This is a genomic window from Larkinella rosea (assembly GCF_003858635.1).
In the GTDB taxonomy this organism is placed as follows: domain Bacteria; phylum Bacteroidota; class Bacteroidia; order Cytophagales; family Spirosomataceae; genus Larkinella; species Larkinella rosea.
Genome location: NZ_RQJO01000009.1, coordinates 813,509 through 829,668, shown reverse-complemented (window position 1 = coordinate 829,668; position 16,160 = coordinate 813,509). Strand labels below are relative to the sequence as shown.

The window sequence follows — 16,160 nt, the reverse complement described above, 5'->3', positions numbered from 1 at the left end:
TAATAATAACCGCACTTCGTCCACAAAACATTATATTCGCTATACGTAGAGTGTCTCTGGAGTAAATTCCTGAAGTGAACGCATGTCTAAAAATAGAATATATTGGTTTTGTCAGATTGTCGGGTGGACAATGCTCATCATGGCCGAGTTCGCCATATTTACCTTTGAAGAAGGGTACCGGTCGGATTATTTTTACGAAGCGATTGCCACCATCATCCTCTGTATTTTGCTCACGCACCTGTACCGATTGATGATTAAACGCTGGCGGTGGGTGCAATTGCCTTTCTTTCAGCTCGTTCCGAGGGTTATTTTTTCGGTCTTCGTGCTGGCTGTGATCATGACCGTCATCAACCTGCCGATCGATAAACAAGTTCTGCCACAATACCTTTCCGACGAACCATCCATTGTTTTAGGCTACCTTCTGAATTGGGGCAAAAGCATGCTGGCCTGGGTTTTGAGTTACACAGCGTATCATTACGTCGAACGCTCCGGGGATGCCGAAATTGAGAAAATACTGCTCAAAACCTCCATTCGCGAGTCGGAAGCCAAAGTCCTGCGGTCGCAGCTCAACCCGCATTTTGTGTTCAACGCCCTCAACAGCATCCGGGCACTGGTGCTCGAAAACCCGACCAAAGCCCAGCAAAGCATTACGCAACTCTCCAATATTCTCCGCAACTCCCTGCTGGCCGACCGACGGAAAACCGTCGAACTTCGGGAAGAAATAAAAACCGTTGAAGATTACCTGGCCCTCGAAAAAGTCCGTTACGAAGACCGACTGAACTGCCGGCTCGAAATCGACCCTAAAACGCAGTATTTGCAGGTCCCCCCCATGATGCTGCAAACGCTGGTCGAAAATGCCATCAAACACGGTGTCCAGAAGGCGATTTCGGGTGGTTTTGTCGAACTCACCACCTGGCTGGAAGATCGTTTGCTCTACATTCGCATTCGCAACACCGGTGTTTTGGGCAATACGGAAGCCTCGTCCGGTTTCGGTCTGAAAAACACTTCGCAACGGCTCGAATTGCTCTATGGTCCGGAAGCCAGTTTCCGGATTCAGCAGGAATCCTCCGATGTCGTTTGTGCCGACGTCGTGATTCCCCTGCAATCGGCCGGTGTCTTTAAACGAACGGAAGAATTGAAGAAAGTTTAATTTTCGGGTTTACGGTTTTCGGTATTCGGTTTACGGTGGCTGACGCATTCAATACCTTATCTTGGGCAGCGTATCGCGGCAGTGGCACGGCAAAAACCGAATACCGTAAACCGTAAACCGTAAACCTAAAAAATGAATGAAAACCCTGATTATTGACGACGAGCGGCTGGCTCGGAATGAACTCCGCCGGTTGTTGGATAACTTCCCCAAAATTGAAGTGATCGGTGAGGCTGCCAACGCCGACGAAGCCCTTAAACTGATTGATGACCTCCAGCCCGAGCTGTTGTTTCTGGACATTCAGATGCCGGGGAAAAACGGTTTTGAATTGCTGTCGGCAATCGATGGCAAAACGCCGGAAGTCATTTTTACGACGGCTTACGACGAATACGCCATTACGGCTTTTGAATACAATGCGCTGGATTACCTGCTGAAACCGATTGAACTAAACCGACTTTCGGAAGCAATCAACCGCATCGAAGAAAACAACCACCACCCCGAAACCGAAGCACCCCGCCGGGATACGAACAAGGTGCTGGGTGAAAACGATCAGGTGTTTGTCAAGGACGGCGAAAAATGCTGGTTTGTGAAGCTGGGCAAGGTCCGCCTGTTCGAATCGATGGGTAATTACGTCCGGCTGCATTTCGACGATCAAAAACCGCTCGTTCTGAAGTCACTGAACAGCCTGGAAGACCGGCTCGACCCCAATACGTTTTTCCGCGCCAACCGCAAACACATCATCAACCTCCCCTGGATCGACAAAATTGAACCCTGGTTCAGTGGTGGCCTGCTGGTAACGCTGAAGGGGGGCGATAAAATCGAGATCAGCCGTCGCCAGGCCATCCGGTTTAAGGAGCTGATGAGTTTGTAGAAAGTTCGTTCAAAGCGGCCCGGGCCTTGTTGTCGATGCTGTTTTTGTATTCGTGCTTTTTGTAACTCAGGGCTTTTTCAAAATAGTGCCTGGCTTTGGCCGGATTGCGTTTCTGCTGGTAAATATACCCCAGTTGCAAGGCCGACGTTGCTCCGTACGAAAGCTGATCGGTTTCGCTCAATGAGATGGCTCTTTCGAAGAACGGAAGAGCCTCCTCCACCTCGCCCTGGCGCTGAAAAATCCGGCCTTTGCGGTAGTTGAACTCCGCTTTTTCGGTCGTCAGCGCGAATGAGGCTTCGGTATAGGACCGCAGGGTTTGTAAAGCGGTTTCGTAAAAACCGCCATCGGTAGCCAGTCGGGCCTTCATCAGGATCTTCAGTTTCGGCGAAATTCCTTTTTTAAAATACAGCTCCGCAAATTTCTGAGCCGCTTTGTCCGACTCCACCACGGCGGCTCCCACCGACGAAACCTGCTGGAGAAACGGCACGGCTTTGGCATCCTCATCGGCCAGCCAGTAACACAGAAACAGTTTGTAATAGGTATCTTTCAGGAAGTTGACCCCTTTATACTGGCCCAGAAACATGCGATAAACGGCTGCTGCCTGCGGGTAATCGGCTTTTTGAAGCAGAATGTCGGCTTTTAAATCTTCCAGAATCGGGAACGGCACGTAATCGGGGCCCGTGGGCCGGTCGTTCAAAAACCGGAGGGCTTCTTCACTTTGGGCGTCTTTCATCAAAACCGAGGTCGCGAAAAAGTACAGTAGCAGATTGTCCGGATTGTCCTGCACCATTTTTCGGAGATTAGCCGAATCGGTCGCGGTGAACTTCAGCACATACGCCCGAAGCAGCACCTCGATCAGCCGTGCTTCAACCTGAAAAATAGCGTCTTTCTGCGAAACCGTGCGGATTTCCTGCAAACCCTGTTTGACATTCCCCCGCATTCCCAACAGATTGGTCACCCAGGTATAATTGTCCGGAACCGCGCCAATCATGACGTGCAAAAGCCCGAGCGATTTATAGGTGGGCAGAAAACCGGGGAATTTTTTACGGTTTTCCTCCAGCAGTTTATACGCCCGGATAATGTCCCAGCAGGCGCTCACTTCCTTGCCAAATTTCAGCTTGACAAACGCCCAGTGTAACCGGACTTCGGCTTGCGTAAACCGCTGCCAGGGCGAATTTTCGTCCAGGTCCCGGAGCCGATCCAGTCGCTGGTCTTCCCGCTCCGACCACTGCCCGTACAGCTTCGGGTTATCGGAAACCAGCAGGGTAACGATATCAGCCAGATTATCCACATAAACCGCTACGCCATTTCCGCGCCCCACATCCCCGGCGATGGCTTGCCGACCGTCCTGCACTTTCAATTTCAGAATGTCGGCATATCCCCGTTGCAGATTGGGGGTAAAATCGAAATCAGCCGCCTGAGAAACCTGAACACAAACCAACAAGAACACAAGAATCCGCATGGGGCGAAAATAGCAAGTTGTCAGACACGGGACACAAAAAAAGGCCACCCACCGGCGACCTTCCCCTGGAAAAGAATTTCTCTGTACTTATCGGCGAGATGAAACCGGTTCGGGCATTCCCTCCACGTCGGCGAAAATCCGTCCACAATGCTCGCAGACGATGATTTTCTTTTTATCCCGGATATCAGCCTGACGCTGCGGGGGCACCACGTTGAAGCAGCCGCCACACGCACCGCGTTTGACCACCACCACTGCCAGTCCGTTCAGGGCGTTTTCCCGAATTTTATTATACGATTTCAACAACCGCTCTTCGATGTGCGTCGCCTGATCGTCACGGTCTTTCAGCAGGGCTTTTTCCTCATCCCGGCTTTCCGACGTGATTTGGTTCAGTTCCTGCATTTTCGCCTTCAGATCTTCTTTGCGTTCATCCAGTGCCGACTGCGTTGCTTTAATTTCTTCCTGCTTGTTGCGGATTTTGAACGAAGCCTCATTGATTTTTTTGTCGGCCAGTTCAATTTCCAGGGTTTGCAGTTCCACTTCTTTCGAGATGGCGTCGAATTCGCGGTTGTTGCGGACGTTCATCTGTTGATCCTTGTAGCGGGTAATCAGCTTCTCGGAATCCTTTTTAATGGCTTTGTTCCGGTCGATGTCTTCCTCTAACACCTGGATATCGGTATTGAATTTACCGATTCGGGTTTCAAATCCGGCAATATCGTCTTCCAGATCGCGAACCTCTTCCGGCAGGTCCCCGCGAATCTTTTTTAGTTCATCAAGCTGAGAATCAATTGATTGAAGTTTAAGAAGTGCTTCGAGTTTTTGAGCAATCGTCAGTTCCATTCGTGCGGTTTTATCTGCCTATAAGTAGTATAGCACCGGGTTGGTGTCTATTTCGGACAAAATTACCGCAAAGGTATCATTTTTTTTCAACAAATACTGTTGAATCAACTCTTTAGTATATACTTCACTTTCATAATGTCCAATATCGGAAATCAGAATACGGTGATCGGCGTCAAAAAATTCGTGGTATTTATAATCCGCCGTGATAAACACGTCGGCACCAGCCCGAATGGCATCGTTTAATAAAAAACCGCCTGCTCCTCCGCAAACCGCCACCCGCCGAACCGGCTGATCGCGCAGGGCCGTGTGCCGAATCACGGAAAGGTTCATTTGCTTTTTCAGGTGCGCTAAAAAACCGGTTTCCGGCATGGCCTCGGGCAGTTCACCAACGGCTCCGGAACCCACTTCCTGGTTCTCGTTCGTCAGCGACGTCAGGTAGTACGCCACTTCTTCGTACGGATGCACTTTCCGCAAAGCCGCCAGGACGTTGTTTTGAAGATGGGCCGGAAAAATAACCTCAACCCGGTTTTCATGCGCGGATTGATCTTCACCCGCCGTTCCCAAGGTCGGATTCGAATCCTCATTTCCCTGGAATGTGCCGGTTCCTTCGGTTTGAAAACTGCAATGGCTATATTTCCCGATTTGCCCCACTCCGGCGTCATAGAGCGCATCTAAAACCGCCTGCGTAGCATGCCGGTAAGCCGGACTCTCTTTTTCATTCGGGACAAAAGTCACCAGCTTCGTCAACATGCCGGATTTGGGAGCCAGCACCCGAACGTTGGTTAAACCCAGTTTCTCGGCAATCTTAAAACTCACCCCCCCGGCAATGTTGTCGAGATTGGTGTGGGTGGCATAAATCGCAATGTCGTTTTTGATCGCCTGGATCACCACCCGTTCGACATAATTCCGGCCATTTAGCTTTTTCAGCCCCCGAAACACAATGGGATGATGCGCCACGATGAGGTTGCAATTTTTCCGAATTGCTTCTTCGACCACGGCTTCTGTGACGTCCAGCGTTACAAGTACGCCCGTCACAGCGGCTGCCGAATTGCCGACGATCAGTCCGGCATTGTCGTAGCTTTCCTGGTAGGCCAGTGGGGCCCACTGTTCCAAATAAGCAGTGATATCCTGTATTTTCATTTTATGCCGTACCGTTCCGCCAACACATTCAAATGATGCCGCTCATGACCCGCCAGAATTGTAAAAAAGGCGCGTGACGAAACCGGAGTGCCATTGGCTATGCCCATGCGCTGCTGAGCTTCTTCGGTCAGGCTTTCGGCCAGCGCGAGCGTCGACTGCCGCACAAAACCGTATTCGGCAACCAATTGCTGCTGTGACTGCGCGTCGAAGTTGGCGTGATCGGCATACGAATTTTCGTCAAAACCCGGCAGTGACTGTTGTTCTCCACGGGCAATACACAACGCCCGGTAGATGAAAATGCGTTCGGTGTCGATCATGTGCCCCAACATTTCCTTGGGCGACCACTTCCCTTCGGCATAGCGGTAGTCCTGTTGGGCGACTGTTAAATTTTTAAATAAACTTTCTACTATGGCACATTGCTGGCGCAGGAGATCAATAACGTTCTCGGTATCAACCAGATTGATGTATCTGGCGAAAAAACTGGCAACCGGAAATTCAGCTGAAGAAGGTTTTTTCATACATTTTTTGCTGTTTTTCCAGCAAAGGTATTGCGTTGTGTCGAAAAGCGGCTACCTTTGCACCACGTTTTCGGGAAATAACCGGAGGCCCATCAAATGGATCGGTAGTTCAGTTGGTTAGAATGCCGCCCTGTCACGGCGGAGGTCGCGGGTTCGAGTCCCGTCCGGTCCGCCAACTACAAAGTTAAGCCCTTAATCTTCAATGGATTAAGGGCTTTTTGCTTTTGTGGGTAAAACATAGGTGAAACAATTGAAATTCTATTGTTTTCGTTTTTGTGGCTAGCAAATACATTTTGCATAGGTCAGTATGGAACTTAGATAGAATGCGTTTCAGCGACTTGGCATGCTTGCAATGGAAAAACGTAAACTGGCAACGTCCCTCCTATGTAATGCGGAAAACCAAAAACACAGTATCCCAAAATCACTCGATCCAAATTCCAGCCCAGGCATTAGAAATCGTTCAGCATTACAAGCCAGTAAAAATCGATCTAGAAGCCTATGTGCTGCCAATCCTCAATCAGAATCGCACCTACACCACCGAAGCGGAACTGTTGATTGAAATCAGTCGCAAGAATGCGCTCATCAACAAATACCTTAAAAAGATTTGCTCACTTGCCGGTATTAATAAAGAAGTCTCCTTTCACTCCGCTCGGCACACATTTGCTGATTTAGGTCGAAGGAAGATCAAGGATGTTTACGCCATTTCGAAACTGCTAAGACACTCGAAAATCAATATCACTGAAAAGTATCTTTCTGAATTTGATACTGAAACGACAGACAAAGCGCTCGAGTCAATATTTGGATGAAAATCTTCTAAAAGGTACAAATTGTAAAGTTTGCACACTTTGCAAGGTTTGCAACAATGCAAGACCCTAAAATTTAATTATTCAACTTTAGCATAATTCTAATTGCCGTATAACTTTCCTTATGTTAACTGAAGGTAAAATCAGAACTTATTAAATGATCTGGTTAATTGAAATTTCTCATCCTTATAATAAACCAAATCATTTAATATAAATGCAGAATATGGCTAATCACCTTTCTTATGCTTGTGTGGCTTCAGTGATGGCGTATTACTTGGAACTTCTTTATTATCCCGTTGACGTTTGTCTGGCTCTCCAGTTGACTTTGAGGTTCTTTTTGGCCCTTGAAAGCTTCCCCTAATTAGTAGCACTTAGTACCAGAGATTTCCAGTCGATAGACTGATCTTTCATGAATGTAGGTAAGGGTTGGTTCTGTTCCTGTTCTTGAAGAAAAACTACTGGTGCTTTGTAGCCTAATGACTGGTGAGGTCTCTCGTTATTATAGATCCACATCCAGGCATGAGCCATTACCTGAGCCTCCTTCAAACGGGTGAAGCAGTAGGCGTCTAATACTTCCTCTCGAAAACTGCGATTAAACCGTTCCATATACCCATTTTGGTAAGGCTTGCCTTTTTCAATGAACTTCAAGTCTATGTTTCGCCAATCGGCCCAGTCCCTCAATGCCTGGGCAATAAATTCCGGTCCATTATCCACTCGGATCTTCTCGGGGGCACCCCGCCAAGCAATCAGTTGATCTAACTCGCGAATCACTCGTTTACTAGTCAGGCTGGTATACAGCGTGATGGCTAAGGCTTCTCGATTATAGTCGTCAATGATATTCAGCGAACGGAACTGTACTCCATTGGCTAACCCATCTTGCATAAAATCCATCGACCAGGTCAAATTGGCGGCTGGTGGTTGAATCAAAGGTTCAATTACTCGCGCTGGTAACCGTTTTTTATACTTCCGTCTGAGATTCAACCCCATTTCAGTATAGATCCGGTACACCCGCTTATGGTTCCATGTCCAGTTCAGATTTCGCAAATGATGATGCATCATCGCTACGGCGACCCGGCCAAAAGCCCCACCGGCTATGCAGTTCGGCTAACTGAGCTAATTGTTCCCGAATCGGCTCATCTTGACTCGGCTTCGGCTGATAGTAAAACACCGAAGCATGGATGCTGAACAGCTTACAGGCATGTCGTAAACTAAGTTGGTGATGTTGGTGAGCATATTGAACCAACTCTCGTTTCTCGGCAGGCCCTATAGCTTTTTTTCTATCACATCCTTCAAAACCGTCAACTGAAGTGTTTGCTCGGCGACAATGCGTTTGTACTGAGCCAGTTCATTCTCTAATTCCTTCAGCCGTTTCAACTGGTTTACTTCCAAGCCTGAATATTTACTCCGCGCGGGCGGCCCCGTTCCACTGATAATAGGTTGCTTGACTGATACCATGCTCACGGCAGATGTCCACCACCGACTTGCCCGTCTCCTGCTGGCGCAAAATCCCGATGATTTGTGACTCGGTAAACTTTGTCTTTTTCATGCTCTTCCTTTTAAAGTTAGCTACTAATTTCCACTTTTAGTCGCTACTATTTTCGGGGAAGCTTTCAGTCGGTGGTCGGTACCCATAAGTCGGTGGGCAACCCAATACCGGTATTGGACAACAGATGGACATACTGGTTCATCAAGGCATACGAAGCCTTCACCGACAGCTCCGGTTTCAGCACGTAAGCGAGCGAAATGCGGGGTTCGGGTCGGAGATAACTGACGCGGTTATGCAGAAAATGGCTGAGTCGCAGGCCACCATTGATCTTGAGACGACGATGCGGCTGCCAGGTATCTTCGGCATACAGTCCGGATTCCAGCACTTGAATGGATTCAATATCCTCGCTGAATTGATTGATACCGATATTTTTGATGACTACCGCGTTGGGCGTAAAGCGGTGCAGGGTGCTCTGGAACCCAAACCGTAGAGAATGCCGCGGAGAGGGATAAAAATCGATGTCGTGTTTGAGGGAGAAATCCCGAATACCTGAGGAGTACCGCAGCGAAAAAGCATCTTCATCCTGAAAGCTTTTTTCGTCGGAGGAAATCAGAAACTTGTAGTTGCTGAAAATGAGGGAGGTATTGGAAAAAAGCCGTTGGGAAAACAGGTGATTCCACCGTAGAGTCGCCGTGGCATTGCCCCAGTTCAAGCCAACGGCACTGCCCTGTTTTTTATCATCCGAATAAAACCGATCCCGGCCAAAATACCCACTCAGGTAGAGTTTGTTGCGGGTACCCAATTCATAGTTAACTTTGGCATTCAGATCGTAAAAATAGTACCCGGCTTTGCTATCCCCGCCGGATGATGGGTCCGGCGACAAAATCCAGGTACGTTCGGCGAGCCGACACCAGAAACGAGGAAGCACCCGCCCCCGATTTCTTTTTAGTCAGCGGCCCTTCGAGCGTTAACCGGGAGGCAATCAGGCCAATACCGCCCTCCCCGTGCAGCTTTTCTTTATTTCCTTCCTTCATATTCATCTCAATGACCGACGACAACCGACCGCCGTACCGCGCTGGAAAACCGCCCTTAATCAGCTCTACACTTTTGAGGGCATCGCCGTTGAAAACCGAAAAAAAACCGAACAGGTGATTGGCGTTGTACACTACGGCATCGTCCAGAATGACCAGGTTCTGGTCAGGGCCGCCCCCGCGCACGTAAATACCGGTGCTGCCTTCGGAGCCTTTCTGCACACCCGGCATGAGTTGCAGCACTTTCAGGACGTCTTTTTCACCCAGGAATGCCGGTATTTTCTTGATCTGGTTGATGGGTACATCAATCGTACTCATCCGGGCGCTTTCGCTTACTTTTTCTTCTGCGGTTCGGGTGCCGGTCACAGTGACTTCGGCTAACTGGTGCCCGGAGGTCAAGTAAACCGTTTGCTCAATATCGCGCCGAAAGGGGACCACTTGCTGAACGGTTTCGTAGCCGACGGACGAAAAGGCCAGCGTCAGGCTATCCGCAGCCGGGAGGGATAGCGAATAAAAACCGTACGTGTTCGTGGTCGTGCTGGTGGATGTACCGGGTAGATAGATATTCACCCCAATCAACGCTTCCAGGCTGCCTTTCTCGCGCACATAACCGCTGATGGTCACCCGATTGGGCATAGGCTGGGCGCTGGCCTCAAACAGTAGATTCAAAACGAAAGTAAAAAGCAGTAGTAGTTGCTTCATACAGCGGGGACGTGTGTGAATAAGGCCTTATTTTCCTAATAAAAGCGCAAATCCAATTTCAAAGGATACGGTTCGGAATTTATTGCTAAACGTTGCCGTACTGTAATTGCCGGTAGAGGTTTGGATTAAATTATCGTTCTCCGTATGTTGAAAATGATAGCCAACTTCGGCGGATAAAAGAACATTCCGATTGATAAAATAAGCCATACCAACCGTAGGAGCCAGATTGGTTGAATAGCCTTTCAGGTTTAAATCAACCAGATTGGCAAGGCTTTCATATTTTCGTACCGTTTTTTCGTAGGTAAAGCTAATACCGGCAAAGGGCTTCAAACGCGAATTTCCCACATAGTAGCGCAGGGTGGGTCCTATCCCGATCGATCGGGAGGTATTCCGGCTTGCCGTTGGGGTGTTGTTGAATGAATAGGGTAGGGTAACCCCGGCTACCAGATTTTTAGCAATAAAATATCCGGCTGATGGCGTTAAGCTGATGGAAAAAAAATGATTATTCGCTCCATCAAATTTTTGATACGTAAAATTGCCCACCTGTGTACCAACTTGCCAGCGTCCTTTTTCCGTCTGAGCCTGAGCGGCTGAAAGGATCGTCACAAGCAGAACGAGTGCAATGCCTGCCTTTTTCATCGTTTTCCTGAATTAGCTTTAAAGTCAATATGCTTATTCTTTTCTTATCAACATTTATTCCATTAATCATATAATATTGACTATTAATCTTTTATGGGATAGCCCGGTACTATGTTTGTCCATTATCGGACAAATTCTGTCCGCCCTCACTATTAATTAAGTGTGAGGCCTGGTGGAAGGAAATTTAATTTGCTGGGCTAGATTTTTTAAAGGGGTATGCTTTAGCCTGAATGCCGAGTTGCCAGTCACGGAATCGGCTATGAACCTAAAATGGAATACCGTGATCTGAATTCTTTTTGAGATTTTCCAATGGTACATCGCTGTCGGCTGCACGATCAATGACCATCTTGAATTGATCCGATACTGAGCGCCAATGCCCAACAACACATTCGTATTGATATCCTTTGAACGGACCTCACCGGGTTCGACTTGGATCGGTTGTACCATAATCCCGACGAAACGGACTGGAAGAAGGAACCTTATCATTTGCGTTTTCAACCGGAAAAGTCGCCAGCAAAGGGCGTTATGTATTGGTCTGGAAGCGGGAAAATGGCAAACTGAAAATATTCCGGGATAGCTTTTCTGCGGACGGAAAAGGCAAAAATTAACTGGATTGCGATTTTTACAACGTTTGCATCCGTTGCATAAGGTTGACCAGATACGAGCGATGAATGCGCATAAAAAAGGGCTGGGATAATTTTTCCTCAATAGTCTTCAGCGTAACCGACAGTAAATACTCCTTCTGCCCGGTAAAAATCCGGCTGTAATTCCGCAGAATGCCAGCCACTTCGTATCCCAGGGTGGTGAGCAACCTGGAGATTTTGGCTTCGGATGGTGCGCTCGACTGTAACTATTTTTTCAACCTGTCCGCTTCTCCGATTCAAAACCACGGATACGGTTTTTGGTACATCGGTAACGGCAAAGCGATTGTTCGCACCGAGCGCAAGGGACTTTTCAGGGGATGCAGGATCATTACCTGGTGCCGCACTTCGATTTTTACGTGCTGGATATGGCGAAAGAAATTAATTCGCACCTAAATCTGCCGCTCGATAAAGGGACGGCCCGCAATTGCATTCTGGTCGAAAATGGCCTGGTCTACATTACCGTCAATCCAAATTCCGAAGGCAGTTACGTCTGGATTTACGATCCCAAAACCGGTTTGCTTCGCAAAGGCCTGCACTTCGACGACCGGGTGACCGGGTCGACTACATCCTCCGGCTGGAACGGCGGAATCTGTGATCGGAAAAAAATTAGTCGATTGAATCCCTTCCCTTATCCTTCATTGGCCGGAATCCGTTTAAAAATTCGGACGCCCGAAACTACTTTGAGGAACTTGTAATGTTTGGCAATGTACGAAGCTAACAGGCGAAAATTCTGGTGCTCGTAATGGGCTTCATTCAGATGAAGACTAGCAGGGCCCACGGCATCAAGAAAGAGTGCGGGCTTGTTTTTTGCCAAATCCGCTACATACCTTGACAGGTAGATGGCCTGATAGGAATTTTTCACGGCACACCGCTGGGTTTGATTTTCCCGAACGCCCTGGCTACGTTGTGATTCAACGTAATACGTACAATTCCAGCCCCAAACGGCAATCTGCTCCTCCGGTTCGGTCAGTTTTTTTATTTCCCTGGAAACCGCCGATTCCGACATGGTCATTTTCTGGGTGAAACAATACAAAAAAGGGTTGATGTGAAACGCCCGATCTTGTTCAATTTCAGCCCGTTCCGGAAATTTTAAGGACGAAGGATGGGGATTAAAGGTTGAGCTACTCTCCGAGAAAAAACCGTAAAGCGTGAAGCGCAGCAGAATAAAAAATAAGAAGGTAGATGGTAAGCCAATGGTAAGTTTTTGTACAAAACCAACGGAAAAACGATCCTTCACAATGGCCAGGCAACAACCGATCAGCCAGGCAATCGGAAACACGAGTAACAATAAATGGTGACCAAACCGCGTACCGGGACTGGCCACGCAATAGATTGCCAGTAAACCGGTTATAAACCCTAAACCCAACTGCCACCGGTTTCCACGGGATATCTGTTTGGCATCTTCATAATAAACCTGAAGACATAGAAAGCCCAAAAACCAGCAAATACCGATCAGTGGAAGTAAATCAAGATAGTGAGCGATGACGTAGGGTAATACCATCAGCTTTGCCCAGATCGTTTTCTGAGCCACATCCTGGCTATATAATTCTTTGTATCCCAACAGGTTTGATTCGATGTAAAAGAGGTAAAAGTCAGGTAGAACGTGATAAGCCAGGCAAAAACCGAGTACCAGTATTGACGGAACAACCAACCCTAAACTTAACGCAGAAGTCAGTTTGAACAGATTGCGACGCTGGGCGAAAATGTACGTGTACGTAATGATAATTGGGCCGGCCAAAATAGGTACCGACTGTAGCTTACAATACGGAATGATCCCTGCCACAATACCCAGCACAAAGTACCAACTCACCGAGTGCTTCCGACCCGTCAGGATCGCGCTAACCATATAAAAGCAGCCCGTCAGGATGGGCAGGGAGCTTAACTCGCTCGTATAGTGGAGGAAATCATACCAGACTGTCCAGCCAAAAAAGATGCTGAGGCCGAGTAAAACCAGCCGATAAGTCTTTTCGGGCATAAATAACCGCAGACCTTTGCTGAAGAAATAGAGGGAAAGGAGAATTAACCCTAATCCAACGACCCGGGCACCGATATAATCAAGCGGAAAGCCGAATATCGAAGGAATTAAAAGCAGATAACTATTAACCGGACCAATCGTTGTCCCATCAACCGAAGCCCAGTAGATCGGGTCGCGCAATAAGGTAATTGCTTGTGTAATCGTTTGACTCTCGTCGGGATTCAATTCGGAATTGAAAACAATGGAAGGAAGCCGCAAGAAGCTAACCAGAAACAGGATTAGCAGCAGATAATTCGTATCCGAAATTTTTTTTGTCAGTCGTTCAGAGATACCAGCACTGAGCGATGCAATAGCAAAGCCGATAAAGCTAATAATATAAAAAAAATAATAAAACGCCATAAACGTACATGGTCCTATTCATCTTAGACCAAAGGTATAAAAAACACTATACTTTGTTTCCGTTGGGTAAAGTTAAGAAACAAAAAGGGAATTACCGGAATAATCCGGTCAACCGGACCGATTCATTCCGGTAAGGCGATCCCTCCAAAAAAAATCCATTTTTTTTCACACTGCACCTTCGGGAAGTCGGCGCTGACGCTACCTTCACCTGTGGCTGGGTCTGGCATCCGGGATTGTTGTCGTCATTGTGTCGATCACGGGTAGTATACTGGTTTTCGAGCAGGAACTCAAACCGCTGACCCAACCCTGGCAAAATGCGGAACGACCCGGTCAGGCGGCCTATCTGCCCCCTTCGGCGCTGCATCAGAAACTAAAAACCGTATTTCCGGATAAAAAAGTGCTCAGTATCTGGTACAGTGGTCACGAATGAACGGCCAAAGTCACTATGAACTCCGATTCGCTGATTTTCGTCAATCCCTACACGGCGGAGGATTTGCCTGGATCAATAAAGGCGTCTACTGGCTCGCGTCGGGTGGCGCTGCTCCGGCACCGTATCAGCGGGGCATTTCGGATACGACACAGATTGCGCCCAAAAACCCATTGGCGAACGTCGACCGGGCCTTCAAAATGGGCATGGAACAGATTGGGGTTTACAACAAAGACGCCATCATTATTTCGTTTCCCCAAAAACCGGCCGACGCGATTTACGTCTGCACTGACATGGATCGGGGGGCCTGGCGCGATGTTTTCCTCGATCAATACACCTTGAAACAACTGCCTTCTTCGGGCGTGCAGATCGACCAGTTAAAATTTGCCGACTGGCTGCGACGGATCAACTACGCGCTGCATGTGGGCGCGATCGGAAATCTCCCAACGAAGACTGCCTGCTTTGCCGCCAGCCTGATCTGCGCCAGTCTCCCCGTTACCGGTTTTTTGTCTGGTGGGGCCGCTGTGGATTCGGCCGCCGTGGAACCGGGAAGCGTAAAAAAACAAATCCATACCGCGTAAGATTGCCATTCGTTATGAAGTATAACCATCTCCTGCCTGTCATTGCCTTTTTCTTCATCCACTTAACGCTTACCAACGCTCAAACTACCTCGCCCTACCTCGGCAAAGGTGAAATTCTGGATTCGCTCAGCCGAAAACCGATCGAGTTTGCAACCATAATGTTCTCATCGTCGCAAAACCGGAATGCGTTGCCGTTATTCCGGTTTTGCGGCCTCTTTGGGAGAACGATCGGGATAAACCAGCAGAATAGTCAGGAAACCCACCAAACAATAAGCCCGGGCAAGCGGAACAACGGATTCGACCAGTAAACGGTCGATGAAAGAGCCAATCAGGGCTCCAACGACCAAATAGGAAGTACCATAAATTGCTGAAGCCGTACCTGCTACCGACCCTAATGGCTCGAGCGCCAGTGCGCTGCTATTGGGTTCGGCCGCGACATTGATCCCTTGCAGCAACGCGATGATTCCGAAGAATAGAAACAGATTCGGTTCTCCCTTTGCCAGAATTGTTAGAACGAGTAACAAAATCGCCAGAGACAAATACGCAATCAATAAGCCCCGGACGGTTCGACGGGCACCAAACCGCGTCACCAGTCGGGCATTCAGATACGTAAAAAGCGCCATGATGGCTCCAATGCCTGCGAAAATGTATACGAAGAGTTCGGGCCGCCCGTAAATCGTTCCAATCATCCGTTCCGAACTGCTGATATAAGAACTGAAAGAGGTGAATAAAATGGTGGTAATCAGCGTATAACGCACAAAGTCCCGATTCCCGAAAATGAGACGAACCGACCGAAAAAAGGATTGCATATCTCCCACATTCGGAGCGGTTTCCGGTCGCGATTCCCGCAGGCGAAGCGACCAGAAAAAGAAGCCAATGGCAAACAGCGCGGGCGTCAGAAAAACCACCTGCCAGCCGAAGAGCGCCAGCACACCTGCGCCGAACAGGGGGGCAACAATCGGAACCAGCAGGAAAATTGTCAGAACCAGGGACATGATCCGGGCCATTTCATTTCCCTGAAACCGGTCCCGCACGCAGGAAATGGCCCCCACAAAGAGTGCTGCCGCACCCAAACCCACCACAAAGCGGGCCGCCAGTAACCAGGCAATACTCGGGGCAACCGGAGCAGCCAAACAACCGCCGATGTACAGAAAAAAACCGCCCCTTAAAACCGGTAGACGACCGTACCGATCAGCGAGGGGGCCAAAAATGAGCTGTCCAATCTGACCCAGGAAAAAGAAAGTAACAATCTGGGCGGTTTTAGTAGACTCCGGTTTCAGATTAAAATGCTGCCGAACCGATTCAAAAGCGGGCAGCATGATATCAATAGCCAGGGCAGTCAGCAACATGATACTGGCTATTAACCCAATGAATTCGTTGGGCCTGATCACCTCTTTCGGATGAGTACGGGGAGCGGTTTTATTTATCTCCATTCGGCAGGTTGGTTTCACGCGGTTGCTCGGTTGGGCTTCCGCATATACCTGCAAAAATGCGAGCA

At 48.5% G+C, this 16,160-nt stretch carries 15 protein-coding genes, 1 tRNA gene and 2 pseudogenes; 8 read left to right on the top strand and 10 right to left on the bottom strand.

Annotation, left to right across the window (positions count from 1 at the left end):
• Nucleotides 1–82: 82 nt before the first annotated feature.
• Nucleotides 83–1,150, top strand: a complete 1,068-nt coding sequence (locus EHT25_RS19260) for a sensor histidine kinase (protein WP_124876748.1) — start codon at nt 83–85, stop codon at nt 1,148–1,150.
• Nucleotides 1,151–1,286: 136 nt separating this feature from the next.
• Nucleotides 1,287–2,018 carry a LytR/AlgR family response regulator transcription factor gene (locus EHT25_RS19255; protein WP_124876747.1) on the top strand — a complete coding sequence of 244 codons (732 nt, stop codon included), beginning with the start codon at nt 1,287–1,289 and terminating at the stop codon, nt 2,016–2,018.
• Here EHT25_RS19255 and EHT25_RS19250 read toward each other — a convergent pair.
• From EHT25_RS19250 to EHT25_RS19235, 4 genes are all read right to left on the bottom strand, one after another.
• The gene (locus tag EHT25_RS19250) at nt 1,996–3,480 is read right to left on the bottom strand and encodes a tetratricopeptide repeat protein (protein ID WP_124876746.1); all 1,485 of its coding nucleotides are present in this window, start codon (nt 3,478–3,480) and stop codon (nt 1,996–1,998) included. The two genes, EHT25_RS19255 and EHT25_RS19250, sit on opposite strands and share 23 nt — an antisense overlap.
• 87 nt (nt 3,481–3,567) lie before the next feature.
• On the bottom strand, nt 3,568–4,317 hold the full coding sequence (locus EHT25_RS19245; protein WP_124876745.1) for a zinc ribbon domain-containing protein: 750 nt from the start codon (nt 4,315–4,317) through the stop codon (nt 3,568–3,570).
• 18 nt (nt 4,318–4,335) lie between these two features.
• Nucleotides 4,336–5,457 carry a Nif3-like dinuclear metal center hexameric protein gene (locus EHT25_RS19240; RefSeq protein ID WP_124876744.1) on the bottom strand — a complete coding sequence of 374 codons (1,122 nt, stop codon included), beginning with the start codon at nt 5,455–5,457 and terminating at the stop codon, nt 4,336–4,338.
• Entirely contained in the window at nt 5,454–5,975 is a 522-nt protein-coding gene (locus EHT25_RS19235) for a DinB family protein (RefSeq protein WP_124876743.1), read from the bottom strand. Before EHT25_RS19235 ends, EHT25_RS19240 begins: the two co-directional genes overlap by 4 nt.
• 98 nt (nt 5,976–6,073) lie before the next feature.
• Here EHT25_RS19235 and EHT25_RS19230 point away from each other — a divergent pair.
• Together EHT25_RS19230 and EHT25_RS19225 are read left to right on the top strand one after the other, a co-directional pair.
• Nucleotides 6,074–6,150 (top strand) — tRNA-Asp (locus EHT25_RS19230).
• Nucleotides 6,151–6,298: 148 nt separating this feature from the next.
• Nucleotides 6,299–6,781: a tyrosine-type recombinase/integrase gene (locus tag EHT25_RS19225; RefSeq protein ID WP_124876742.1), complete on the top strand. Its 483-nt coding sequence runs from the start codon at nt 6,299–6,301 to the stop codon at nt 6,779–6,781.
• 354 nt (nt 6,782–7,135) lie between these two features.
• Here EHT25_RS19225 and EHT25_RS33485 read toward each other — a convergent pair.
• From EHT25_RS33485 to EHT25_RS19200, 4 genes and pseudogenes are all read right to left on the bottom strand, one after another.
• Nucleotides 7,136–8,324, bottom strand: a pseudogene (locus tag EHT25_RS33485) (IS3 family transposase).
• Nucleotides 8,325–8,391: 67 nt separating this feature from the next.
• A pseudogene (locus EHT25_RS19210) lies at nt 8,392–9,997 on the bottom strand (TonB-dependent receptor); the annotation flags it as partial.
• Between the two features lie 27 nt (nt 9,998–10,024).
• Nucleotides 10,025–10,636 (bottom strand): outer membrane beta-barrel protein, encoded by a 612-nt coding sequence (locus tag EHT25_RS19205; protein ID WP_124876739.1) that lies wholly within the window; start codon nt 10,634–10,636, stop codon nt 10,025–10,027.
• 622 nt (nt 10,637–11,258) lie between these two features.
• Nucleotides 11,259–11,447, bottom strand: a complete 189-nt coding sequence (locus EHT25_RS19200) for a LytTR family transcriptional regulator DNA-binding domain-containing protein (RefSeq protein ID WP_221622306.1) — start codon at nt 11,445–11,447, stop codon at nt 11,259–11,261.
• Here EHT25_RS19200 and EHT25_RS33580 point away from each other — a divergent pair.
• Together EHT25_RS33580 and EHT25_RS19195 are read left to right on the top strand one after the other, a co-directional pair.
• The gene (locus EHT25_RS33580) at nt 11,413–11,673 is read left to right on the top strand and encodes a DUF4374 domain-containing protein (RefSeq protein WP_510186267.1); all 261 of its coding nucleotides are present in this window, start codon (nt 11,413–11,415) and stop codon (nt 11,671–11,673) included. The two genes, EHT25_RS19200 and EHT25_RS33580, sit on opposite strands and share 35 nt — an antisense overlap.
• Nucleotides 11,598–11,975 carry a DUF4374 domain-containing protein gene (locus EHT25_RS19195; protein WP_124876737.1) on the top strand — a complete coding sequence of 126 codons (378 nt, stop codon included), beginning with the start codon at nt 11,598–11,600 and terminating at the stop codon, nt 11,973–11,975. Before EHT25_RS33580 ends, EHT25_RS19195 begins: the two co-directional genes overlap by 76 nt.
• Here the strand turns inward: EHT25_RS19195 and EHT25_RS19190 are convergent.
• Nucleotides 11,909–13,513 (bottom strand): hypothetical protein, encoded by a 1,605-nt coding sequence (locus EHT25_RS19190; RefSeq protein WP_124876736.1) that lies wholly within the window; start codon nt 13,511–13,513, stop codon nt 11,909–11,911. The genes EHT25_RS19195 and EHT25_RS19190 overlap by 67 nt on opposite strands.
• Before the next feature lie 388 nt (nt 13,514–13,901).
• Between EHT25_RS19190 and EHT25_RS33015 the strand changes: the two genes are divergently transcribed.
• Complete coding sequence (locus tag EHT25_RS33015; RefSeq protein ID WP_229311647.1) at nt 13,902–14,084, top strand: hypothetical protein; 183 nt, start codon at nt 13,902–13,904, stop codon at nt 14,082–14,084.
• The gene (locus tag EHT25_RS33010; protein WP_221622305.1) at nt 14,081–14,662 is read left to right on the top strand and encodes a PepSY-associated transmembrane domain-containing protein; all 582 of its coding nucleotides are present in this window, start codon (nt 14,081–14,083) and stop codon (nt 14,660–14,662) included. The genes EHT25_RS33015 and EHT25_RS33010 overlap by 4 nt, the downstream gene beginning before the upstream one ends.
• Before the next feature lie 194 nt (nt 14,663–14,856).
• On the opposite strand, the gene EHT25_RS19180 is transcribed toward EHT25_RS33010, so the two are convergent.
• Nucleotides 14,857–16,095 (bottom strand): multidrug effflux MFS transporter, encoded by a 1,239-nt coding sequence (locus EHT25_RS19180; protein WP_124876735.1) that lies wholly within the window; start codon nt 16,093–16,095, stop codon nt 14,857–14,859.
• Nucleotides 16,096–16,160: the final 65 nt, after the last annotated feature.